This window comes from Ruegeria sp. P10 (assembly GCF_056534925.1).
Genome location: NZ_JBQERJ010000008.1, coordinates 237237 through 259661 on the forward strand (window position 1 = coordinate 237237; position 22425 = coordinate 259661).

Annotated in this window: 22 protein-coding genes and 1 tRNA gene; 7 read left to right on the forward strand and 16 right to left on the reverse strand. The window is 56.0% G+C overall.

The genetic code is table 11. The features are described 5' to 3' along the window. Positions 1–19: 19 nt before the first annotated feature. The 12 genes from ACR0FB_RS15080 to rpmH form a co-directional block, all read right to left on the reverse strand. Positions 20–517 (reverse strand): SixA phosphatase family protein, encoded by a 498-nt coding sequence (locus ACR0FB_RS15080; protein WP_480621693.1) that lies wholly within the window; start codon positions 515–517, stop codon positions 20–22. After that, the gene (locus ACR0FB_RS15085) at positions 514–1200 is read right to left on the reverse strand and encodes a ferredoxin (protein ID WP_480621692.1); all 687 of its coding nucleotides are present in this window, start codon (positions 1198–1200) and stop codon (positions 514–516) included. Before ACR0FB_RS15085 ends, ACR0FB_RS15080 begins: the two co-directional genes overlap by 4 nt. A gap of 24 nt (positions 1201–1224) precedes the next feature. Further along, the gene (gene argB / locus ACR0FB_RS15090) at positions 1225–2088 is read right to left on the reverse strand and encodes an acetylglutamate kinase (protein ID WP_171119631.1); all 864 of its coding nucleotides are present in this window, start codon (positions 2086–2088) and stop codon (positions 1225–1227) included. A 60-nt stretch (positions 2089–2148) separates the two neighbouring features. Continuing rightward, complete coding sequence (gene yihA / locus ACR0FB_RS15095) at positions 2149–2802, reverse strand: ribosome biogenesis GTP-binding protein YihA/YsxC (protein ID WP_171634759.1); 654 nt, start codon at positions 2800–2802, stop codon at positions 2149–2151. Then, positions 2799–3536: an MOSC domain-containing protein gene (locus ACR0FB_RS15100; RefSeq protein ID WP_480621691.1), complete on the reverse strand. Its 738-nt coding sequence runs from the start codon at positions 3534–3536 to the stop codon at positions 2799–2801. Before ACR0FB_RS15100 ends, yihA begins: the two co-directional genes overlap by 4 nt. Then, on the reverse strand, positions 3533–5362 hold the full coding sequence (gene yidC / locus ACR0FB_RS15105) for a membrane protein insertase YidC (RefSeq protein ID WP_480621690.1): 1830 nt from the start codon (positions 5360–5362) through the stop codon (positions 3533–3535). The genes ACR0FB_RS15100 and yidC overlap by 4 nt, the downstream gene beginning before the upstream one ends. A 126-nt stretch (positions 5363–5488) precedes the next feature. Further along, positions 5489–7021, reverse strand: a complete 1533-nt coding sequence (locus ACR0FB_RS15110) for a putative bifunctional diguanylate cyclase/phosphodiesterase (RefSeq protein WP_480621689.1) — start codon at positions 7019–7021, stop codon at positions 5489–5491. Positions 7022–7082: 61 nt separating this feature from the next. After that, positions 7083–7976 (reverse strand): tRNA 2-thiocytidine(32) synthetase TtcA, encoded by an 894-nt coding sequence (gene ttcA, locus ACR0FB_RS15115; protein ID WP_480621688.1) that lies wholly within the window; start codon positions 7974–7976, stop codon positions 7083–7085. 43 nt (positions 7977–8019) lie between these two features. Continuing rightward, positions 8020–9636, reverse strand: a complete 1617-nt coding sequence (locus ACR0FB_RS15120; RefSeq protein ID WP_480621687.1) for an acyl-CoA dehydrogenase family protein — start codon at positions 9634–9636, stop codon at positions 8020–8022. Between the two features lie 67 nt (positions 9637–9703). Then, entirely contained in the window at positions 9704–9949 is a 246-nt protein-coding gene (gene yidD, locus ACR0FB_RS15125; protein WP_152456928.1) for a membrane protein insertion efficiency factor YidD, read from the reverse strand. Beyond that, on the reverse strand, positions 9946–10371 hold the full coding sequence (rnpA, locus tag ACR0FB_RS15130; RefSeq protein WP_171634743.1) for a ribonuclease P protein component: 426 nt from the start codon (positions 10369–10371) through the stop codon (positions 9946–9948). Before rnpA ends, yidD begins: the two co-directional genes overlap by 4 nt. Before the next feature lie 25 nt (positions 10372–10396). Then, positions 10397–10531 carry a 50S ribosomal protein L34 gene (rpmH, locus tag ACR0FB_RS15135; protein WP_005980833.1) on the reverse strand — a complete coding sequence of 45 codons (135 nt, stop codon included), beginning with the start codon at positions 10529–10531 and terminating at the stop codon, positions 10397–10399. 295 nt (positions 10532–10826) lie between these two features. On the opposite strand from rpmH, the gene ACR0FB_RS15140 reads away from it, so the two are divergent. The 7 genes from ACR0FB_RS15140 to ACR0FB_RS15170 all read left to right on the forward strand — a co-directional run bounded on the left by ACR0FB_RS15140 (position 10827) and on the right by ACR0FB_RS15170 (position 16908). Further along, positions 10827–11558 carry a TVP38/TMEM64 family protein gene (locus ACR0FB_RS15140; protein ID WP_152456930.1) on the forward strand — a complete coding sequence of 244 codons (732 nt, stop codon included), beginning with the start codon at positions 10827–10829 and terminating at the stop codon, positions 11556–11558. Positions 11559–11561: 3 nt separating this feature from the next. Further along, the gene (locus ACR0FB_RS15145) at positions 11562–12980 is read left to right on the forward strand and encodes a dihydrolipoyl dehydrogenase family protein (RefSeq protein ID WP_480621686.1); all 1419 of its coding nucleotides are present in this window, start codon (positions 11562–11564) and stop codon (positions 12978–12980) included. An 18-nt stretch (positions 12981–12998) separates the two neighbouring features. Continuing rightward, a complete protein-coding gene (locus ACR0FB_RS15150) occupies positions 12999–14381 on the forward strand; it encodes a sensor histidine kinase (RefSeq protein WP_245218112.1) in 1383 nt (460 codons plus the stop codon). Positions 14382–14445: 64 nt separating this feature from the next. Next, positions 14446–14522: transfer RNA gene (locus ACR0FB_RS15155), tRNA-Arg, on the forward strand. A gap of 575 nt (positions 14523–15097) precedes the next feature. Continuing rightward, on the forward strand, positions 15098–15931 hold the full coding sequence (locus ACR0FB_RS15160; RefSeq protein ID WP_480621685.1) for a hypothetical protein: 834 nt from the start codon (positions 15098–15100) through the stop codon (positions 15929–15931). Between the two features lie 158 nt (positions 15932–16089). Continuing rightward, entirely contained in the window at positions 16090–16563 is a 474-nt protein-coding gene (locus tag ACR0FB_RS15165) for a hypothetical protein (protein ID WP_480621684.1), read from the forward strand. 15 nt (positions 16564–16578) lie between these two features. Next, on the forward strand, positions 16579–16908 hold the full coding sequence (locus ACR0FB_RS15170) for a hypothetical protein (RefSeq protein ID WP_480621683.1): 330 nt from the start codon (positions 16579–16581) through the stop codon (positions 16906–16908). Positions 16909–17154: 246 nt separating this feature from the next. Here ACR0FB_RS15170 and ACR0FB_RS15175 read toward each other — a convergent pair whose 3' ends face one another. The 4 genes from ACR0FB_RS15175 to gntH all read right to left on the reverse strand — a co-directional run bounded on the left by ACR0FB_RS15175 (position 17155) and on the right by gntH (position 22344). Further along, the gene (locus ACR0FB_RS15175; protein WP_480621682.1) at positions 17155–18414 is read right to left on the reverse strand and encodes a HupE/UreJ family protein; all 1260 of its coding nucleotides are present in this window, start codon (positions 18412–18414) and stop codon (positions 17155–17157) included. 4 nt (positions 18415–18418) lie between these two features. After that, positions 18419–20188: a hypothetical protein gene (locus ACR0FB_RS15180; RefSeq protein ID WP_480621681.1), complete on the reverse strand. Its 1770-nt coding sequence runs from the start codon at positions 20186–20188 to the stop codon at positions 18419–18421. Beyond that, complete coding sequence (locus ACR0FB_RS15185; RefSeq protein WP_480621680.1) at positions 20139–20948, reverse strand: hypothetical protein; 810 nt, start codon at positions 20946–20948, stop codon at positions 20139–20141. The genes ACR0FB_RS15180 and ACR0FB_RS15185 overlap by 50 nt, the downstream gene beginning before the upstream one ends. Positions 20949–21012: 64 nt before the next feature. Continuing rightward, positions 21013–22344, reverse strand: a complete 1332-nt coding sequence (gene gntH, locus ACR0FB_RS15190; RefSeq protein WP_170771292.1) for a guanitoxin biosynthesis MBL fold metallo-hydrolase GntH — start codon at positions 22342–22344, stop codon at positions 21013–21015. Between the last annotated feature and the right edge of the window lie 81 nt (positions 22345–22425).

Here is a 22425-nt window from a genome sequence, read left to right on the forward strand (position 1 = left end):
GGTATTGCCCCGCCTTTTTCTATTCGATCAACTCACGCGGGATGGTGAACCCCAGCACTGTCCCGGTTTGCCATCGGACCTCGGCCCAGCTGTTTATTTCGAACGACATGACGGTTGTTGCACAGGTTGGATAATCGAAAAAGCGTGTATGATTTGGCGGTTGCCGCACCAGACGGTTGGCAAAATCGGCGATCCCGGGATTGTGGCCCATCATCAAAACAGCCGGTTCCGTAGCACCTGAAAGTTCCCGCAGCATGACCATTGAATCAGCGTGGTAGAGCGCGCTGTGAAAGCTGACTTTATCGGCCTGCAAACCCATGCGATCCCATGTCTCGCGAGTGCGGGTTGATGTAGAGCTTAGGACTTCATCCGGCAACCAGCCGTGGTGACGCAACCAAGCAGCGATGGCCGGGGCCGACTTTCGTCCACGTTTGTTCAGCGGGCGGTCATGATCGCCAAGACCCGGGCTATCCCAGCTGGATTTCGCATGACGTGTCAGGATCAGAATTCGGGTCATGACGGATGAAAGGCTTTCATGTGATGGGCCGATTGTTCCGGGTCGCGTCCTGCGCCCGCGCTCAGAGGGCAGGCAAGGCGGGCCAGACACCCGCCCGCCATACAGGTCTGACCTTCAGCAGTGCCCAAATGGTCGTGGCATGCAGCGACGTCATAGAACTCCTGCGCGTTCAGCGCACTGACCGGACAGGTCGTCGTGCAAGGCGCGGCGCAGGTTTCGCAAGGCGACACGCCGGAAGGTGTTGGGATGGCGAACTCTTTGGCAAAATGCAGTGCGCCCCGATAGGAAATCATCATCCCAACGGTTTCATGCACCAATGCCCCGACCGGGCTGCTGAACGTTCGCCCAGACTTGAGTGCCCAGTCAATGAATGGCGTGTACGGAGGGCCGCCGAACGGGAAATACGCCTGTGCGCCGAGCCTTTCGGCCATCTGATCGACGACCCTTTGCGACCATCGGTCAACGGGGTCGGCCTGGTGCCATTCCGGTGAGGCTTTCAGTACGGGCCAGAATCCCGGCCCGGCCCCCAACAGGATCAGCGTGCCGGTTTCGAGGTCTTTGGCTGCAACGTGGCGAGGATGCAGTGCGCCCATGACCAACAAACCAGTATCAAGGGCGGCGCTTTCAACCTGTTCATAGGGCGTCGCGTCAGGATCAGAGGAAGGCTGTGCAAGATGTGTCATGTCTCCTCCTCCTCTCTTGCGGGGTCAGTCCGGGCGTATCAGCGACCCGGCCCCATGTTCGGTGAACAGCTCCAGCAGCACGGCATTGGGTGCGCGCCCATCAAGTATGACGACAGCCCGAACGCCGCTGTGCAGGGCGTCCAGTGCGGTTTCTGTCTTGGGTATCATACCGCCTGCAATGGTGCCTTCGCGGGTCATTTCCCTTATCTGACCGGCCTTGAGTTCGGTCACGACATCGCCCGCCGCGTTCTTGACACCGGAAACATCCGTCAGCAGCAACAGACGGTCTGCCTTGAGCGAAGAAGCGATTGCTCCGGCTGCCGTGTCGCCATTGACGTTGAATGTTTCACCGTCGCGGCCTGCACCAAGCGGGGCGATGACCGGGATTACGTCATGTGAAAACAGATCATGCAGGATCTTCGGATTCATCTCGGCAGGAGTGCCGACAAAGCCCAGCGATGCATCCGTCTGATCGCAGACCATCAGGCCTGCGTCCTTGCCAGACAGGCCTACGGCAGATCCGCCCTGATCATTGATCGCCTGTACGATGCGCTTGTTCACGAGCCCGGACAGAACCATTTCGACCACTTCAACCGTGGCCTTGTCGGTCACTCGCTTGCCGTTCACGAATTCGGATTGAATGTCCAACTTGCCCAGCATTGCATTGATCATCGGACCACCGCCGTGGACGACCACCGGGTTTACACCCACCTGGCGCATCAGAACCACGTCCCGGGCAAAGCTTTCCATCGCCTCGTCGCTGCCCATGGCGTGTCCGCCAAGTTTGATGACGACGATGGCTCCGTCATAGCGCTGCAGATAGGGCAGGGCGCTGTTGAGTGTGGCTGCGGTGGCGATCCAGTCCCGGTTCATATCTCGTGTCTTCATTGCTAAAGTCCTTCTGGAAAACCGTGTTAGGACCTTTGCCCCACGCTGCCAAGGGTGAAGCTATTCCAGATGCGCAATGATGGACCGCAGGGTCGCAATGCCGTCACCCTTTTCGGAAGAGGTAAGCACGATTTCCGGAAATGCCGCGGGATGTTTGGACAACGCGGCCCGGGTTTTTTCCAGAACCTTTTCACGATCCTTGGCTTTGACCTTGTCTGCCTTGGTCAGAACGCATTGAAATGTCACGGCGCTGGTGTCCAGCAACTTCATAATTTCGTCATCGACCGGTTTCACCCCGTGGCGCGAGTCGATCAGGACAAAGGCGCGGCGCAGTGTCTGGCGCCCGCTGAGATATTGTTTCAGCAGCTTCTGCCACTTCTCGACCACTTTCACCGGGGCGTTTGCATAGCCATAGCCCGGCAGGTCCACGAGATAGAGTTCAGGGCCTTGGGTGAAAAAGTTGATCTCTTGCGTGCGGCCGGGCGTGTTGGATGCGCGGGCCAGACCTTTCGTGCCGGTCAAGGCATTGATCAGGCTGGATTTGCCCACGTTCGAACGCCCCGCAAAACAGACTTCCAACCGGTCAGGTGCGGGCAGGCCATTCATGGCGACAACGCCTTTGACGAACTCGGACGGGCCTGCAAACAGCTTGCGGCCTCGCTCCAGGGCGAATTCATCCGGGTCTTCGGCCAGGGGGAAGGGAAGCGTGGTCATAGCACCTGCACCTCATCGTTGACGCGGATTTCGCCGCCCTGAACGACCTCGGCGTAAACGCCGAAATCCTGATGGTCCCAGCTGTTCAGGGCGCGCAGGGTGTCTGCGTCCCTCTCACCGGTTTCGGGATTGGCGGTGGTGGCCATACATCGCGTGATCCGCTCGCGGACGCGAAGCACGGCCTCGCCAATGCGCAGGTCCCGGCCCAGCCAGTCAAACTCATCCCACAACGGCAGACCTTCGAACCAGAAATTGCCGCGCCACCGAACAATGGACAGAGTCTGGCCCAGCTTCTGTTCGACTGCGCGATGCGATGCCATGTTGCACAGGCTGATCGATGGAAAGTCGCTGTCCGTCATACCGCGCCCCGGAACCCGAACGATCCGGGCAGATGCAGCGCGGTCCGCCGGCATAAGTGGCTTTACCCAGTCCAGAAAAGCTTCTTGTTCGGTGTCCGGCGCAAAATCGAGATCCGGTCGCTGCGGGTGGCGCAATGTAACCCGGTCGCCCTGCAATTCGGCCGAAATGGCCATCAACTGAGGCGCTTTTGAACCGCGGCTGAAATTGAAACAGGGTGCCCATTCCGAACCATCGGTTTTGGCGGCCTCATGAGCGACCGCCCAAACGCGATCCCCGGGCATGGTCTGCCCGGGGATGAGTGTGACTTGGCTCAGGGCTTCTCGCCCATGGCTTTTGATCGGGTGGCGCCAAAGGCTTGAGACCGTTCCGCTCATTTGTTGTCCGTTTTTGGCGTCCGCTTGAAACCGGACTTTATGTTTCCGAATACATCCGGCTTATAGCCCTGGCTGCGCATGATCAGATATTGCTGTGTAAACGTGATTGTGTTGTTCGCGATCCAGTACACGACCAGACCACTGGCGAAACCACCCAGCATGAACATGAAGACCCAAGGCATCCAGGCAAAGATCATGGCCTGCGTCGGATCGGTTGGCGCCGGGTTCAGTTTCTGCTGCAACCACATCGAAATACCCAGCAGCAGCGGCAGAATACCGATGAAGATCAGCGCCATCAGGCTGTCAGGTTGCGGCCCGGCCCATGGCAGCCAGCCAAAGAAGTTGAAGATCGAGGTTGGATCAGGTGCGCTCAGGTCCCGGAACGGGCCGAACCATGGGGCCTGACGCAGTTCGATCGTCACGAAAATCACCTTGTACAGCGAGAAGAAGATCGGAATTTGCAACAGAATTGGCAAGCAGCCTGCGGCAGGATTCACCTTTTCCTTTTTGTACAGCTCCATCATGCCCTGCTGCATTTTCTGGCGATCATCGCCTGCGGCTTCTTTTAGGGCCTCCATTTGCGGCTGCAATTCCTTCATCTTTGCCATCGAGACGTAGGACTTGAAGGCAAGCGGGAACAGGATGGCCTTTATGATCAGCGTCAGGCCGATGATTGACCAGCCCATGTTTCCAATCAGGGCATTGATGTTGTGCAGCAGCCAGAAGATCGGCTTGGTCAGGAAGTAGAACCAACCCCAGTCGATGCTGTCGATGAACTTCTGAACACCTTCCGCCTGATACTCCCGGATGGTTTCCCACTCCTTGGCACCGGCGAACAGTCTGGTCGTGACCTCTTCCGTCGTACCGGGCGCGACTGTCAGTGTCGGCAGCACCGTTTCCGTTTGATAAATTTTGCGACGTGAATCGTATTTGGCAGCGGCCTTGAAGGCTGCACCCTCGGCCGGGATCAGGGTGGTCATCCAGTAGTGATCCGTGAACCCAATCCAGCCGCCTTCTTTGACCTGATAGACCTCGGCCTGTGCGCGTTCATTGGGGTCGATATCGAAATCGCGCACATCGCCATAGTCGATCTCATCCAGAACGCCGTCAGCCATGACCATGACGCCTTCGTGAAGAATAAAGAAGTTCTTCAGGCCCGGCAGGTCACCGTCTTCGCCCATGCCGTGGCGTGCCAGAATGCCGTAGGGGGCCATGCCGACCTCGGCGTCCGTGGTGTTCTCGACCGACTGGGTGACTGAGAACATATAGTCTTCATCCACGGCAATGGTGCGGCGGAAGGTGAGGCCGTTACCATTGTCCCAAGCCAGCGTGATCGGAGTGTCAACACCCAGAGTTTCGCCCTGCTCAAGCGTCCAAAGAGTGTTCGGGCCGGGAACGTCCGTGACCGAGAGCCCCGCGCCGGGGGCCCAGCCATAAAGTGCATAATAGGCAGAGTCACTTCCAACCGGGGACAGAAGTTCGACGATCGGAGAATCCTCGGCCAGTGAAACCTTGTAATCCTTCAGCGACAGCTCATCAATTCGGCCACCGGCAAGCGACAGGCTGCCCGTCAGGCGGGGCGTGTCGATGCTGACGCGGGGCGCCTCGGGTTCGGCTTCGGCTTCAGTGGCGCTTGCAGTTGCTTCGCCGACCGTTCCGGTATCAGCGGCGCTGGGCGTCTGAACCTCATTCCCTTCGATGCTGGCGATTTCAGCCTGTTCCGTGGTTGGCGTCTGTTCCGGCGGAGGGAACAGCACGAACCAGACCAGGATCACGAGAAAGCTGAGCGCGGTTGCGAGGATGAGATTCTTGTTCTGATCGTCCATCTGGGACAGCCACCTTGAGCAGTGAAAGACACCCGCAGGGTTCAACAGAGTGCAGGCCCAAAGGTCAAGCGGAATCGCTCGTTATTTCGTCACGGATTGGTCTTCTGTGGCGCAGTTTCCGGTTCTTCAGCCCGTTTGCCGCCCGATTTTGGGCATTCCGTCGATCTTGTCGCGATGAGACGTGATCCAGTCCTCGGTTTTTTCGAAAGGCATGGGCTTGCCGATGCCAAACCCCTGAACATGGTCACATCCCAATTGCGCCATCAAGGCGTGTTCTCCGGGCGTCTCGACGCCTTCAGCAAGGGTTTCCAGATTCAGCCGTTCTGCCATGGTCAGAATTGCGCTGGCCAACTGCTGCTGGCTTGGGTCCTGGTCCGCCTTTGTCACGAAAGAACGGTCGATTTTGATCCGGGACACGTTGAACCGCTTGATTGAAGCGATCGAGGCATGCCCTGTGCCGAAATCGTCCAGATCGATACAGCACCCCATCGCGGCCAAGCCCGTGACATTGCGGGTGATTACGTCATCCGGTCCTCTGGAAAACACGGTCTCCAATACTTCGACCGCCAATCTGTCCGGGGTCAGATCGCATTGATCCAATTCCCATTTCAGGCGGTCGATCAGCCCCGGGTCGCGCAATTCGTCCGACGAGAAGTTGATGCCGATGCGTGGTACGGTCAGACCGGCGCGATCCCATTCGCGCATTGCGCAAAAGGCGTGATGCCGCATCGCCTGTCCCAGTTTGCCCATCAACTCTGCCTGTTCGGCAAAGGGCAGAAAGATATTGGGGCCCAGCACTCCCTTTGCCGGGTGTTCCCAGCGGGCCAGAGCCTCGAACCCGGACACACGCCCGGTATCCGTCGAGATCTGCGGTTGAAACCATGGTCTAATTTCACCGCTTTCCAGCGCCGCATCAAATTCCTTGCGCAGATTGGTTCTGACCTGAGCTCGGCGACGTGTTTCGGACGAAAAGGCACGAATCGTTGACGGCCCGTTTTGCTGTGCTTCTTGCAGCGCGTTGTTAGCAGCGTTGCACCAGTCTTTCGCGGTGCCGTCGGGGACATTGCTGCTGAGGCAGAAACCGATGGAGCAGGACATGTAAACTCCGGTTCCGTTCAGCATGATGGGGTCTTCGACCGCGGATTGTATTCGTCCCGACATCTGAATGCAGGTTTCCAGATCAAGCTGTTGCGTCGGGTGCAGAACAACCATCATCTTGTTTCCATCGATCCGGGTTGCGGTGTCACTGGAGCGGATCATGGACATGATGCGCAAACAGAATTGCTGCGCCACATGGTTCGCTGCTGCTTGGCCATGCAGATCGAGCATTTGCATATAGTCGTCCAGGATCACAGCGAAACAGGCCGACGTTTCACCTTTGCGGCGACTATCCCAGAGCACCTCAGCCAGAACGGTTTCGAACTGGTCATTCGGCAGCAGGCCACCCTGTTGCCGTTTCCTGTCTGCCGGGTTGGGGGCCATTGCCCCTATGCCGGCAATCATCAGGGGCAAGCCCAGCGCGACCGCGATCAAAGCGCGTTCACCGCCAAGCCAGAACGCCCCCAGGCTTGTTGCCGGAACAAAGGCAAGAACGGCTGGGCCGTATGCCACGTTTCCAAAAGCTTCAATAATACGGTCGACGAAAGGATGATTCCGCATCGGGTCCTGACCTTGGGCATGAATGGTATGCCGAGCCTAGGAAACCAGTCTGAGTCAGTCGTTAACGCAGCAGCGGTATTTCTTCCAAATTTTCTGATCTTTCGCTAGAGTTTACGGAAAGATTAACAAAATCAAAGAGTTTCGCGTCCAAAAGATGCGACGGGCGCGCATTTGTTAACGCGCGGAACATAACCTGACGCCGACCTGGGCTGTTCTTTTCCCACTGGTCGAGAATCTGTTTGACCTGCTGCCGTTGCAACCCGTCCTGACTGCCGCACAAATCGCAGGGGATGATCGGATACTGCATGGCCTTGGCAAATTTCTCGCAATCGGCTTCGGCGACGTGGGCAAGCGGGCGAAAGACAAAAAGATCTCCCTCTTCATTCACCAGTTTCGGTGGCATGGTGGCCAGTCGGCCTCCGTGGAAGAGGTTCATGAAAAACGTCTCGAGAATATCGTCGCGGTGGTGTCCCAGCACGACGGCGGAACAGCCTTCTTCCCGGGCAATGCGATACAGGTTGCCGCGGCGCAGTCGCGAGCACAGGGCGCAATATGTTCGGCCCTGCGGGACCTTGTCCATCACAACAGAGTATGTGTCCTGATACTCGATCCTGTGTGGCACACCCATGCGGTCCAGAAACTCGGGCAGGACCGTTGCCGGAAATCCGGGTTGTCCCTGATCCAGATTGCAAGCCAGAAGATCGACGGGCAACAATCCGCGCCATTTGAGTTCGTAGAGGACAGCCAGCAGCGTATAACTGTCCTTGCCGCCCGACAGGCAGACAAGCCAACGCGGCGGTGTGCCGTCCTTGTCATGGGCGGACGGGTCCACCATCCCGTATTGCTCGATCGCTTCGCGGGTCTGGCGCACGATGCGTTTGCGCAGTTTCTTGAACTCGGTGGTCGAGGGCGCGCCGGCAAAGAGCGGGTGGATATCGTCTGCATCATCAAACATGCGCTGCCCCTACAGCAGATGGCGCAACCGGGCAAGTGGCGGGTCAGCCAAGCCGCGCCAGCAGGGCGCCGGTATCCAACCCGGCTACTGCTCCGGGAATGCGGCCGCCATCGCCGGAAAGACGTGTGGCAACAAAGCCGTCAGCCACAGCGCCCGGCGCGTGACGCAGCAATTGCGAGGCCGTCAGCAGCAGTGCCGTACGTTCAGCGTACCAGCGCGCTTCGGCCTCGGGCGGAAGACCGGGCCAGCGGTTGCGATGCGCGGTCAAAGCTGCGTCATACCTTCTGTCCGTGCCTCGTACCGCATCCAACTCGGCCCCCAGAACCTCGGCGGCCAGCGGCTCACGCGTCAGGGTGCGCAGGATATCGAGGCAGATCACATTGCCTGACCCCTCCCAGATGCTGTTCAGGGGCGCTTCACGATAGATCAGGGGCAAGGGCGTGTCTTCGACGTACCCCATGCCGCCCAGCACTTCCATCGCTTCGACGACGACGACCGGGCAACGCTTGTTGTTCAGGAACTTGGCCAATGCGACGCCGATCCGGGCAAAGGCCTTGTCTTCGGGTGTCTGACCGTCAAATGCTTGTGCCACACGCATTCCCAGGGTCACTGCGCCTTCCCAGTCCAGAACAAGGTCGGACAGGACCGCTCGCATCAGCGGTTGATCAATCAATCGGCGCTGAAACGCGCTGCGGTGTTCCACCCAATGATGCGCTGCGCTGAGCGCGGCACGCATCAGCCCGGCCGGTGCCATGGCTGTATCAAGCCGCGTGTGGTGCACCATTTCCAGTATGGTGCGCACGCCCGCGCCTTCTTCGCCCAACTGATAGGCCAGCGCGTCATGATACTCAATTTCCGAGGATGCGTTGGATTTGTTGCCCAGCTTGTCTTTCAGGCGCATCAGGTGGATCGCATTGCGTTCGCCTTCGAGCCAGCGGGGCACCAGAAAACAGGTCAACCCGCCGGGCGCCTGCGCCAGTGTCAGGAACCCATCCGACATTGGCGCGGAACAGAACCACTTGTGCCCTCGCAAGCGCCAATGATCCCCGTCGCGTGCCGCAATGGTCGTATTGGCGCGTATGTCCGAACCGCCCTGTTTTTCGGTCATCGCCATCCCCAGCGTCGCGCTGGTCTTTTGACCGATCGGTTCCTTCGAAGGATCATAGTGGCGGGCCATGAGTTTTGGCTGCCAGAGCGAGGCAATGTGTTCATTGGCGGCCAGTGCAGGGATTGCTGCATAGGTCATGGTCATCGGGCAGCAATGCCCGGGTTCGACCTGTCCGGCCAAATAGACCATCGCCGCATGGGTCGCATGCCCTCCGGGTTGTCCATCCCAGGCCAGTGCGGCATAGCCCGCCGATTGGCTGATCTGCATCATCTGATGATAGGCCGGGTGAAACCGCACCTCGTCCAGGCGCCTGCCGCCGGGATCGAACAGCCGCAGCTCTGGCGGATGCCGGTTGGCTTCCCGACCCAGTTCCCGCGTTTCTTCGGTTCCGAGTGTTTTGCCATATGCCGCCAGCTCCAAAGCGCGCGCGCCCGCTGTCTTTGCTGCGTCTTGCAGGACCGGATCGGACAGCCAAAGATCGGTGCCGCCGCGCGTGGGCGGTTGGTTCAGGACATCGTGGGTTGGCAGGGTGTCGCGCGCTGGGGATTTCATAGGGACCTCGGGTTGTGCAGGTCCAACTGTTCAGGCGCGGCACTTGCCGGTCAAGTCTGACGAGGGGTCAGGACGAAGGGTCGTTATGCTTGTCGTCAGGTACCGGATCATATCCGTCGCCGCCCCAAGGGTGGCAACGGCAGATCCGGTGAGCGGCCAAGTAGGATCCTTTGACCGCCCCGTGTTTCTCCAGCGCCTCAAGCGCATAGGCGGAACAGGTGGGTTGGTAGCGACAGTTGAAACCGACCCATGGGCTGAAGATCAGCCGATACGCCCGAACAGGCAGGGCGACGATATGGGACAGGAAGGTCATTTTTCAGCCGCATGCACCTTGCGGAGCGCATAGCGCAGGTCGTCCAACAATGCGTCATAGGGGCGGTTGGCGGTAACTTCGGCACGGCCGATCAGAACGTAATCCCACCCGTCGCGGCCGGCTTCGGGCAACACGGCCCGCGCGGCTTCGCGCAGACGGCGCTTGGCGCGGTTGCGGGCCACGGCATTGCCCACTTTTTTCGAGCAGGTGAACCCCACGCGAATCCCGATGCCCTCGCCGAGGCCACGCTTGCGGGCCTGCACCATCATCGAAGACGTGCCTTGTCGGCGGGCACGCGCCGCTTTCAGAAAGTCGGACCGTTTCTTGAGAACGGTCAGGGGTGCAGATGCACAAACGGACGCCGCCGGGGGCTTGTTCCCGGGGTGGTTCCTACCAACCTCAGGGGCCTCCGGCGGCGTCATGTTCATAACCTGATCGGTGAGCGGTTTACGCGCTCAGCGATTTGCGGCCGCGTGCGCGGCGTGCATTCAGGATCTTGCGGCCGGCCTTAGTGGCCATGCGCGCGCGGAAACCGTGGCGGCGTTTGCGAACCAGGTTCGAAGGCTGATAGGTGCGTTTCATCGCTCCGTCTCCAATCTATGCGGTCGGGTGCGGCGCGGATTCGCCTGCCCGTGGTGTTCGAAGCCCGTCCTCTACTGCCAAGCGGGGGGTAAGTCAAACCCCAACGGCCAGGTTTTCGCAGCTTTTGCAACAATTCTGTAACCGGCAACGGCAAAAGGTTTCAAAATACCCGTTTATCGCCGAAATTCCTCACATTCGGTGCCACAAAGATCAAGGCCCCGTGATCCCCCTATTGCTGGCCCGTCAGTCAGCGCATCTTGGGCACAAGATGAAGCACAAAGAACCGGAAAATCTGATGTCCGACACAAGCCAGGCGCCGCGCAACGGTTTCGCACGCCACATTCCGCTGCTTGTAATCCTGAGCGTAGCCGTTGTCGGCTTTTTCACGCTTGGGGATTACCTGACTTTCGAGACCTTGCGGGACAATCGCGAGGCGCTTCTGGCGTGGCGGGACGGTCACTATTGGATCATGGCAGCCGCTTTTGTCGCCATATACATCGTCATAGTGGCCTTTTCACTGCCCGGTGCCGCGGTGGCTTCGATGACGGGCGGTTTTCTTTTCGGTCTTTTTGCGGGAACTGTTTTCAATGTCGTGTCCGCCACCATCGGTGCGTCGGCGATCTTTCTGGCGGCGCGCTGGGGCTTGGGCGAAGCCCTGACGTCGCGCCTGGAATCATCAGAAGGCACGGTCAGAAAACTGAAGGACGGTCTGCGGGAAAACGAAATCTCGGTGTTGTTTCTGCTGCGTCTGGTGCCGGTGGTGCCGTTCTTTGTTGCCAATCTCGTGCCGGCTTTGGTCGGTGTGAAGTTCCGCAATTTTCTTTTGACGACCGCGCTGGGCATCATTCCCGGAGGTATCGTGTACACTTGGATCGGGGTCGGTCTGGGCGGTGTATTCGACCGTGGGGAAACGCCTGATGTTTCGTTGCTGTGGGAACCGTTCGTGATCGGGCCGATTATCGGGTTGTGTATATTGGCCGCCTTGCCCATCGTTTTCAAAGCACTGCGCGCGAAAAGAGGCACCTGAACCATGAAAGAGTTGAAAACCGACCTCCTGGTCATTGGCGCCGGGTCCGGAGGATTGTCCGTCGCCGCGGGTGCCAGCCAGATGGGCGCGGATGTTGTCCTGCTGGAAGGGCACAAGATGGGTGGGGATTGCCTGAATTTCGGCTGTGTCCCGTCGAAGGCGCTGATCGCAAGCGGCAAAGCGGCTCATGCTCAGGCGCATTCCGTTCGTTTTGGCATCGCTGATACAATCCCTCAGGTCGACTACGCCGCAGTAAAGGATCATGTTCATGATGTGATCGCGCAGATCGAACCGATGGACAGCCAGCAGCGGTTCGAAGGCTTCGGCGTGACGGTCATTCGCGAATATGGCACGTTCATATCCCCTGAAAAGGTGCAGGCCGGGGATCATGTCATCTGTGCACGTCGCATCGTCATCGCGACCGGTTCATCACCGCTGGTGCCGCCGATTCCGGGGTTGGACACGGTGCCCTATTATACGAACGAAACCATCTTTGACTTGAGAGAGCGGCCAGATCACCTGCTGATCATCGGGGGCGGCCCGATCGGGATGGAGATGGCGCAGGCCCATATACGCCTCGGCAGCAAGGTGACGGTCGTCGAAGGGTTCAAAGCCTTGGGCAAAGACGATCCCGAGGCTGCCTCCGTGGTGCTGGATACCCTGCGCAGTGAAGGCGTGGACATCCGGGAAAACGCCATGATCGCTCAGGTGCGCGGAACAGAGGGCGCTGTGGAGGTCGTTGCCGAAAACGGTGAAATTCACCGGGGCTCTCATCTTTTGATCGCTGCCGGTCGCAAAGCCAATATCGAGCGTCTGAACCTGGAAGCAGCCGGAATTGAACGCACAAAAACCGGCATCAGAACGGATGACGCGTTGCGCACGGCCAATCGCCGCGTCTATTCGATCGGAGATGTAACGGGTGGCCTGCAATTCACCCATGTTGCAGGGTATCATGCAGGTGTCATCATTCGTTCGGCCCTGTTCGGTCTGCCGTCCAGGGCGAAAACGGCACATATCCCTTGGGCCACCTATACGGATCCAGAGCTGGCCCAGGTCGGACTGACCGAAGCTCAGGCCCGCGAGGCGCATGGAGAAAAGCTCGAAATCGCCCGCTTTGACTATATCCACAATGACCGTGCGACTGCCGAGCGCAAAACCAAAGGCTTCGTCAAGGTCATGGTCGTGAAAGGCCGACCCGTCGGCGCCACAATCGTCGGGCATCAGGCGGGTGAGTTGATCAACTTGTGGTCGTTGGCTTTGGCCAATAACCTGAAGATGGGGCAGATCGCCGCCATGGTTTCACCCTATCCGACGATCGGAGAGCTTAACAAACGTGTGGCGGGTGCTTATTTCTCGCCAAGGCTGTTTGAGAATCAGACAGTTAAACGAGTGGTCCGGTTCGTCCAGCGCTGGATTCCCTGACCTGAGGAGGGGCGCAAATTGAACTCGCTTTCGGGCCGATTTCTGATCCTGACGACGGTCTTCGTCATGTTGGCCGAGGTTCTGATCTTTGTCCCGTCGATCGCCCGGTTCCGCGAGGACTTTCTGCTGAACAGGCTCGAACGCGCGCAGATCGCCTCGCTGGCTTTGCTGGCGGACGACATGCTGGCCGAAGATCTTGAGGCAGAACTGCTGGAAAACGCAGGCGTCTACAATGTCGTGTTGCGACGGGATGAGGTTCGGCAACTGATGCTGTCGTCGCCGATTCCCGATCCAATCGCCGACACGTTCGATTTGCGGGATGCAAGCCCCTGGATTCTGATCCGGGATGCGATTAGCCGCTTTCTCAAACCCGAAAACGAAGTCATCCGGGTCATCGGAGAACCGGTCAAGGGGGCGGGCCTTCTGATCGAAGTCACCATGGATAGCATGCCGTTGCGAACGGCGATGATTGACTACGGGTTGCGTATTCTCGGTTTGTCCTTTGTGATCTCCATCATCACAGCGTTTTTTCTGTTTCTCGCCGTGCGAGTCGTACTTGTGCGGCCCATCAAAAGCGTCGTCGGCTACATGCAACGCTATGCCAGTGCGCCAGAGGACGCGCGTGGCATAATCTCGCCGAACTCGAAGGTGACGGAGTTGCGAGAGGCCGAGGAGGCACTGAAGATGCTGCAAACGGACCTGACCCAGGCGCTCAAACAGCGGGAAAGGCTGGCGCAGCTTGGGGGGGCCGTCGCCAAAGTCAGCCATGACTTGCGCAATATCCTGACGTCGGCGCAGCTGTTTACCGACCGGATCGAGGCCAGCGATGATCCGCTGGTGCGGCGGATGGCGCCGAAACTGGTGAATTCCATCACCCGGGCCGTGTCCCTTTGTGAAAGCACATTGGCCTTTGGCCGCGCGGAAGAACCCGCGCCCACTCTGACTATGGTTCCGATCCGCGCAATCGCGGCGGATGTCGCGGCCAGCGAACAACTCGCCGTCGCGGATGCCTGCGTCGAAATCGTGAACGAAGTGCCGGACGCGCTTGTGGCCCGCGCCGACCCCGAACAATTGTACCGCGTCATCATGAACCTCGTGCGCAACGCAAGACAGGCTCTGGTTGCCTCGGGAAAACCTGGCCGGATTACGATTGCGGGGTGTGAATACGACGATGCTTGGTGCATCGAAATCCGCGACACGGGGCCGGGTCTTCCCCCCAAGGCGCGCGAAAACCTGTTTACACCTTTTCAGGGTGGGGTCCGAAAGGGTGGCTCGGGTCTGGGGCTGGCAATCTCGCAGGAGCTGGTGCGCGGCCATGGCGGGGACCTGGTTTTGAAAGAGACCGGACCCGAGGGAACAGTCTTTGAAATCAGCCTTCCGCGCGGGGATATGACTTTTTGATTTTTTTTTGAAGAATCGGCTTGCACGTCTCGGGCAGCAGGTCTAAACACCGCCTCACCAACGCGGACCGATAGCTCAGCTGGATAGAGTACTTGACTACGAATCAAGGGGTCGGGGGTTCGAATCCTCCTCGGTCCGCCACTGGTTTCCTGTTGAACGTCACACGAACCTGACCCAACCGTCACAGTTGGACCAGAATCGGGATGAACGTTCGACATCGGAAGGCACCCCCAACGTTGGACAACAGTTGATTTTGACCTTTGCGTCATCAACCAACACGCCGCCCGCATTTCATACTCTCGCAGTCAGTTTGGTTTGATCCGACTGCCCTTTCGGAAATCAGGGCTGATTTGCAGACCAGACGGCGAAGCCGCCTGTTCCTGGGGATCTGCGACGAGGCGAACGCGGGAGGGGGAGGGCCGCGCCCTTACCCTGTCGGTGAAAGGCGTTTGGCTTGTCCAAATCCCGCTGGCTCAAAAATGGAAAACGGTGAGGAAGAAAGCCTGCCGCCAATTGCAGTTGTGCCATTCTGTCGAACTGCAATAAGTAAGGCCACCAAGCTGCCGTTCGCTGCGGTTGCGGAACCGGCATTCACGAACTGCAGCTTTTGCCCAAAAGCGGACCTAAAAAACTGTTTGGTGAGACAAACGTTTTCCTGTTCCAACCTCAACCAATCAATTAGTGTCTAGCAAAATCGGATTCGAGATTTTTGGATCATGGAAGTTTTCGCTGAGAAAAATGAAACGTTTATACTGTTGAACGGGATAAGCGTTCACACTGATATTCATCTCGCAGATGGCATCTTGTTTCAACCAGCGGATACCTCCCATCTAGATTTTAACAGTGCCCTTTCAGCCTGCTCGCAGCCGGATGACATAGCAGTTGTAGCGGCATTTATTCCACGAGTTAGATCTCAGTTTAGAATTAGCGCCGATTCCCCGCGAGAAACTTCCATCATTGCGTGGAACTCTTCCTGGGATGCGCTTTTGCTATCCGCCATTTTCCAGACGGAGATAGGCTTCAACCTCCAATCCAGCAGCGCCGCCTGTGACATCTCTGCGAATAGCACTCTTCGTGCGATACACCGACATATGAGCGGTTTTAATGACGCTCCACCTTACATCCTAACGAACGGCGATGGTGACTGGCTATCAAAACACTACGCAGGCGCGCGTGCGCTGCTGGAAGCAGAAAGCTTTCAAACAGCCGTGCAATGCCTCTCCACGCACCATTGGCATCCCAACCCAAGAATAAAAATGGCCATGATTTGGGCGGGAATTGAAGGAATTTTCGGTGCCAGTTCAGAAATTCGATTCAAGATCAGCCTGTACATGGCGCGATTCCTCTTTCCCGACAGTAAAGCTGAAAGGCAAGATGTCTTTGAGATGGTAAAAAGACTGTATAATGTTCGTTCTAAGGCCGTTCATGGGGGGAAGCTGAAGGGCGACCTCTCTTTGGCGGCAATCGAGTCCGCAAATCTACTAAACAACCTGCTTATCAAGTGCATCGAGACGAGGTCGTTGCCAATAGAAGCCAACCTTGCTCCTTGAATCTAGCCAAATGCAAAGTAAACATTTGAATTTATAGAGTAATCCTTTCGCAGCGAATATTATGGAACAATTCTAATCCACGCTGATGCTGCAAGATTGTGGAACTTTTGCAGTTAATGTGATACTAATAGTTGAAAATTTAGAATGAGATTATTGCTATGATAGTTTTTAATGCTTCTCGAGTGTTGCTAGCACTTATCGTCACCATTGCCTTTTTGCTTGCTTCATGTGCGCCAAAACCAATTGATCCGACTACCTCGTCAATTCTAACAAGCATGGCCAAGCGAACTGACACCTATTTCCAAGGATTGATTAAAAACTACGGGTCCCAAAAATGCCGCTATAGCTCCAAGGAGGGTCAAACCTACTGGAAGGAAATCAATGGCGATCTAAAGGTTATCGATGCAAGGTTGGCGACAATACAAAAGTTGAGCAAAATTAAGACTAATTACGCTCTATTGAAGACAGGTCTATCAACAGTCCAAGACGAGCTGAAGTACATCGACAAAAATCCCGCCAAACTTAAAAGCGGCGCTACTTCTTATTGTTTGCCGCCTGACGCGCTGACGCAAAAGTGGATTAACATAGAAAGTGCATTGAGTAATCTAAGCAAGGTTGCAAATTTTAAGTGATTTGGGAGAGACAGTATGTCGTTTTTTGATGATGAAGAAAAAGAAGATCTTGGGAAGGGATTCGCGAACCTATTGGATAGTACTTTCGGGGTGCCTGAGGCTGATGTTGCGGATCAGATCGATGCGGCATTGGCACTCGGCAAGAAATACGTTGATGCCAATATGTGGACACATCAACACGCCGAACACCACTTGGCCAGTGTTCAAGCAACTGCATCGGCGGCTCACGCTATAGCTAGACAGTTGCAGGAAATGCGTGTCAATAAAGCTCTCGTAGATATCCTTTTCGCCTTCGCAGGTGTCATCAACAACAGAATTGGGTTTCCTATTATTCCTGAGGAATAGTGAATGAATAGCGTTCTCGACACATTGCGAGCCAGGCCCCAAGAACTGGTGAAGGTCCGGTAAGAGCCCATTGCTGCCGTCGACCAAGCTTTCGCCTTTTGCATGCGCAGCACGTCGTAATCCGCGTATTCCGGACGTTCCCAGGCGCTTCACAGATGGCAGGGCAGCGGACAAAGCTGAAGTTCAACGAATCTTAGTAAAGGTCGGCTTATTGCGCAAACCAGTACAAATTTCACAGAACAGGTATCAGAGAAAGAACTCCGCCCGTTCAACTACCCAAACCATCGCGACCAGACTTGCGCACGCGGCAACGGCAGCGCGAGAGTTGAACCAGATACGGCCTGGTTGTTTACGCAGCAACAACACCAGGGGCCAGACCAATAGAACGATTATGACTTGTCCAGCCTCTACTCCAACATTGAAGGCCAGCAAGCTGTGCCAAACGTTTGGTGCATCAACTCGTAGAATTTGATGCAACATGAAGGAGAAACCAAACCCGTGCAGCAACCCAATCCCGGACGTGATGGCAAAAGCCTTCAGGTCGCCATGTCCTTTCTCTGGTGGCCAAACCGCTATCGCAGCTGCGTAGATTATTGAAATTGCTATTGCCAGTTCGACAGTTGGGATGAACCACGCTCCGCTCGGCGCGAAGCCAAAAAAACCTAAAATCAGTGTTATCGTGTGGCCCAATGTAAACCCTGTGACGCGGGCTAATAGGCTGTGTAAGTTCAATGCGCCGATGATCATGCAAAGCACAAACAGAACGTGATCGGGACCTTCCAAAATATGCCGAATACCTTCGACAAAGAAGGTCGAAGCGGCTGCGGTTGCTGATCCGGAAACTTCGACCGGGGTATGCATCAAGCCCCGTGCACGAAATGTCCGAACATCCTGCCCGTTATAGTCGAGGATCAGGTTCGCCGTTTCTTCTTGTTCAGGAAGTCCCGGATCAGAAGTATAGGATAAACTGTATGCTCCAACCTCTCCCGTCACAAAGCGCAGATGCACGTCAACCATCACCTCGCCAACATAAATCTCCTCGGTTGTTGGAAAAACAACTCTTGGCGCAAGTGCCGAGCGTGCTTCATTGAGCGTAGCAAACCCTGGCTCTTGCCCCAACGGATGTAGTCTTATCGAGACGATCTTTGATGTTTGTCGGTCACCGTCGATAGATAGCTCAAAGCTGTTTTCAGCAATACGAGCCAAGCCGGTTGGGTCTTTGTGAAATGCGGCCTGATCCAAGTAGTGCATGAGCACGCCATCTTCGATCACATTGTATGTGTACGGAGCCGGTGCAGGCAAACCGTCCGTACCTTCGGGACCGACGAGTTCTGCAACCAAGTAAGGCATCGGGAGGCGCAAATAGACATCTAGGCCATCTTCCGAATGGGCAACATGATGGATACGGACATTCTGGTTTAGATTGAAATGCGCCTCCGCTCTGCCTGAACACAAAAAGATCATGGCAAACAGGAACGTTGTATAAAACAACCTCACGATAGCCACTGAATTACCCTCCTGTTTTGGCGCTGATAATCGTCAGGTCATCGAGCATCCAATGGTCGCCATGCCGCGAAACATCTAGCAAGCCACGATAAGAAACTGCTTGCCTATGTAGATGCCCCCAATGACCTCCGCTTACACGGGCAGTCCAATTGGCGAGGGCCTGATGCTGATTTCTGTCTTCGCCGGGCGTGAAGCTCTCGACATTCAGGTCTGAAATCGCTTCGACGCGAGCCATGGCACCAGAGGGCAAGGTAACTGACAAGCCACGACGCATTTCTGCTTGAACCTTGTCGCGATTAATTGCTTCGACATATGGCTCCATCGCACCTAAGGCATTATCATCTCGCGTCTCAAGCATCGTAGTTCCGATGTTGGTCACTAGCCCTTCTATGATTTGACGCGTCGCGATGTCATCCGGCTCGGGCGCTGTCGACGGGTTGTTCAGCCAATACGTGACAATCGCAGCGGCACCGAATGCCCCGGTCAGGCCAAGCAAGATCAGACGCTGACTATTTGCACGCTGCAACGAGTAATAGGCGCATATCAAACACAGGAAACCTAAGCCGAACGCAAACGAGGGCACCTGTGTTACACCCGCGACTTTGACGACAACCGGGCTCGTCTTTGGGTTTGTCCAAGTTTTCAAGTGATTGTTCCAACTTACAACTGGATCGGATTCATAAATCTGCGATGGGACTGCCCCTGCCGGATCGGAGATGGTGATCGGAATAATATCCAGACCATCTGGAAAAAGTTCCCATGCCAGATCAACTCGGTTCGGCAAGGTCTCAACCGGATAAGAAAGGACAACGCCCAGTAACAGCGTCTTTCGGTTTGCCTCCGCCTCATCCGGAAGAACACGCAAGCCTTCGGCCCCAACTTCGATACGTGAGACCTGTATCGTTTCCGGTTTCATCGGCTTGCCGTCTACGGCGAGCGGGTTTCTAGTCGCAAGAAAGTCCGATACGCCAGACTTGATCCTGGCGACATCATCTGGAGTTAATCGCTCTGCGCCTCCCAAGCCCAGATCGGCCCAAGTTTCGAAATCTTTCAAACGCAATATGATCTCGTGCCGGACGACACGCGGCTCCATGGCCAGGAACGACATCATAGGGGACTTGTGGTGGCGGGTGAGATTTGGGTTTTCAAATTTTGTAAACCACGGATCGTTCCAATCTGGACGCATGGTCTCAGCCTGAGAAAGGTAACGATAGTCTGTCACCGGAACACCCATGTGCTCGGCCACAACGCCAAGTGAAGCCAAGGGAATCCCGTCTGAATTTAGCGGGGGAATGAACGTGATCCGTTCAGGCTTGCCATTGAACGGAAACTCCATATCCACGTAAACGACATTTTCGCTGCGTGGTCGCGGTCGATACTGAGCGCTCGCTGCTGTTTGCCGGGTAATTCTAGGGCGCACATCAATCGTATTCGTTGTGCTGGTCAGTTCCTCTTCATCTGCCCAGACTTGAAGGTTTTGACCCGTACGCTCAGCCAGCGACGTACCTGAACCATCATCTGGAATGACGAAAATGGGATAGTCGTTCAAATCGACCTCAAGGAGAACCCGCACATGATCAGGCTGTACCGAAAGCTCAACAAAGTTTGGGGCGGTTTCTCCTCCGTAGGGGGACACGAGGTCAGCAATCGATTGGTTAGCGCCAATCGCCCAACTTGCGAGCGCCGCGCCCACCCAAACCCATGTCTTGCTGCAATCGCCGACCTTAGAAATGAAACGCGACGGCAGCATAGATACCATTCTGGTCAACATCATAGGCAAACTCCCCGCTCGAGCGGTCAGTGGAGTAATCAATTCCATAGAACTGATAGCCAAACCGCAGGGACGTGTTCTCCCAGCCTTTCCAGTCAAGGCCAGCCAGAAGCAGGTATTGCAGGTCATCGCCATTCACGCCGAACCCACTCAGTTCGGCACGGCTGGCGAAGCTCCATTTGTCGTTGATTTCCATCGCATAGCGGAGCGCGATCATCGGCTCGAACCAATCCTCTGTTCCGCCCAGCGTCATACCTGGGCCGGGGCCCGAAAGGTCGATCTCTTGTTTAAGGCGGTTCCACTGTACGCCAATTGCAGCGTCTGCTGCATAGCGTCGACCCGAAGCATTGACCCCGTTCGCAAATCGGTAGGCTCCCTGAACATTTACAAAGGTCTGCCGGACATCAACATCGACGTCTACTCGTCCGCCTGGCAGGGTTCCGTCTTCGCCAAGCCTTACATAGTACACTTCCGAGATGATCCCGAAGTCGCCGTTCCAGCCTTCGTAACGTACCGAAGCTGCGCCCTGTAGCACGTCCAGTACTTCGCTCAGACTCAGGTCCAGATCGACGCTTGTTCCATCTATAGTTGATGTGCCCGTAGTGCTGAGCGGAAGGAACAGATAAGGGGTGATCGAGTGCCGCCAACCACCTTCATCATCTTCAGAACGTGCAAGAGACTGGGCGTTGGCGGCATGAGATATCGCGACAAGCAACCAACCAACACAGACCAAATAGCGAGAAATCAATGAGGTATATCGCATAGAGAGTTCCGATCAGAATTGAAAGAACCGGCGCATGTTGAAGTCGCGCCGGTCAAATTTGATATTAGTTGTCACCCGGATACGGGAACTCCTGCCCCAAAGCTTCCGAAGCTTCTTCGTAGATGGGTCTCAAGACGTCATCGACATCGTCAAAGCCACCCTTTGTGAAATCGGAAAACTCCATCACCTCCGGAGAAAGTCCTACCTTCTCAGCATATGAGGTCTTGTCAGCAGGGTTCGGCGGCTCAGCTGGTGCAGCGAGCGGCGGCGCCCAAGTGTGCTCTTCTGTTGCCGCCATCCGAACCGTAATCGCGTCTTTCGTGACATTCCAAACCATGAAGTCATCTGCCAGGCTTAGCGGACCATCATAAGTGCTGCGTATGCGTTCGAAAACATTGTTAGTTGTGTCGAAGTCATTAAAGAAATGATAGGCGACCGCCATTCTTGGCTCAATATCGCTCATGACTTTTCCGAACGCTTCGGGCGCTGTATGTACCTGAGTTCCAACCAGTAGCGCGGATTCGGGCGTAAATCCCATTTTTGCCACAAGATCTGGAACCGCTACAAAGCATTCATGGATGGCGAGGTCAGCGTTCTTAGCGTATTCCTTGAACCACTTGTTCGGATAAGTGTCTGAGCTAAAAACAAATTTTAACCCATTCCATTCCAGTGCGTAGCTGATTGCACCATCAATTGAATGGATGGCTGGAAACGTACGAATTTGGACGCCATTTTCTTCGTAAATTACCTCGTTCTCTAACCTGTAATCGAACTCATTAACCTCCATTGAATAACCGCGGAAATCAGTGACGCCTGCACGACCTGCCAGATCCCATGTGAGCATTTTTTGCATATGATCTAGTGCATATGCAGTACCAAGTTCTTCTGATGGTCCACTTGGGCCCCAAACCCGCAACGGAATATTCCGCCCCATCAATGCGCCACCGATAAACAAGTCATGCAATGCGCCGAAATGGTCGGTATGAAGATGGCCGATGAAGACCTTGTCCAAATAATTGTACGGGATTTGAAGGGAGGAAATTCGCTCGGCCGATCCCGAACCAATGTCGAACAAGAACTTGTCTCCGTTGCCCAGTTCCACAAGGAAACACGCAGCAGCCTGAGCAGCTCGCGTTGTAGGCATTCCAGTTCCACACGCGATGACCCGCATCTCGTCTTCGGCGAGATCTTCAGTATTGGGGTAGTACACATCGCGTGGACGATCACGCACCATTGTCGGAGAAACTTCCTCCGTTTCCTGCGCGTATGCTGCCGAAGGAGCGACTACATCTATTAACGCATCAGTAATCGCTTGAGGAGAAACAGCCCAAGCGCCAAATATCGCACCAATTACGAAGTGCTTGCTAAGTCTTCTGTAGTTCATAGGTTGGGCCATGTGTAATCCTCCAGTCGCTTAACAGATTGGCAAGCTGGCACTGCGGAGTTTCGCGCTCCGGCTCGCTGTTTTGGTCACAAG

Coding starts and splice junctions, on each gene's coding strand:
- rnpA (WP_171634743.1), bottom strand. CDS start 10,371: ATGACGCCGCCGGAGGCCCCTGAGGTTGGTAGGAACCACCCCGGGAAC.
- ACR0FB_RS15160 (WP_480621685.1), top strand. CDS start 15,098: ATGGAAGTTTTCGCTGAGAAAAATGAAACGTTTATACTGTTGAACGGG.
- ACR0FB_RS15185 (WP_480621680.1), bottom strand. CDS start 20,948: ATGCGATATACCTCATTGATTTCTCGCTATTTGGTCTGTGTTGGTTGG.
- rpmH (WP_005980833.1), bottom strand. CDS start 10,531: ATGAAACGCACCTATCAGCCTTCGAACCTGGTTCGCAAACGCCGCCAC.
- ACR0FB_RS15085 (WP_480621692.1), bottom strand. CDS start 1,200: ATGACACATCTTGCACAGCCTTCCTCTGATCCTGACGCGACGCCCTAT.
- yidC (WP_480621690.1), bottom strand. CDS start 5,362: ATGGACGATCAGAACAAGAATCTCATCCTCGCAACCGCGCTCAGCTTT.
- yidD (WP_152456928.1), bottom strand. CDS start 9,949: ATGACCTTCCTGTCCCATATCGTCGCCCTGCCTGTTCGGGCGTATCGG.
- gntH (WP_170771292.1), bottom strand. CDS start 22,344: ATGGCCCAACCTATGAACTACAGAAGACTTAGCAAGCACTTCGTAATT.
- ACR0FB_RS15180 (WP_480621681.1), bottom strand. CDS start 20,188: ATGATGTTGACCAGAATGGTATCTATGCTGCCGTCGCGTTTCATTTCT.
- ACR0FB_RS15120 (WP_480621687.1), bottom strand. CDS start 9,636: ATGAAATCCCCAGCGCGCGACACCCTGCCAACCCACGATGTCCTGAAC.
- ACR0FB_RS15145 (WP_480621686.1), top strand. CDS start 11,562: ATGAAAGAGTTGAAAACCGACCTCCTGGTCATTGGCGCCGGGTCCGGA.
- ACR0FB_RS15140 (WP_152456930.1), top strand. CDS start 10,827: ATGTCCGACACAAGCCAGGCGCCGCGCAACGGTTTCGCACGCCACATT.
- ACR0FB_RS15170 (WP_480621683.1), top strand. CDS start 16,579: ATGTCGTTTTTTGATGATGAAGAAAAAGAAGATCTTGGGAAGGGATTC.
- ACR0FB_RS15165 (WP_480621684.1), top strand. CDS start 16,090: ATGATAGTTTTTAATGCTTCTCGAGTGTTGCTAGCACTTATCGTCACC.
- ACR0FB_RS15100 (WP_480621691.1), bottom strand. CDS start 3,536: ATGAGCGGAACGGTCTCAAGCCTTTGGCGCCACCCGATCAAAAGCCAT.
- yihA (WP_171634759.1), bottom strand. CDS start 2,802: ATGACCACGCTTCCCTTCCCCCTGGCCGAAGACCCGGATGAATTCGCC.
- ACR0FB_RS15110 (WP_480621689.1), bottom strand. CDS start 7,021: ATGCGGAATCATCCTTTCGTCGACCGTATTATTGAAGCTTTTGGAAAC.
- ACR0FB_RS15080 (WP_480621693.1), bottom strand. CDS start 517: ATGACCCGAATTCTGATCCTGACACGTCATGCGAAATCCAGCTGGGAT.
- argB (WP_171119631.1), bottom strand. CDS start 2,088: ATGAAGACACGAGATATGAACCGGGACTGGATCGCCACCGCAGCCACA.
- ttcA (WP_480621688.1), bottom strand. CDS start 7,976: ATGTTTGATGATGCAGACGATATCCACCCGCTCTTTGCCGGCGCGCCC.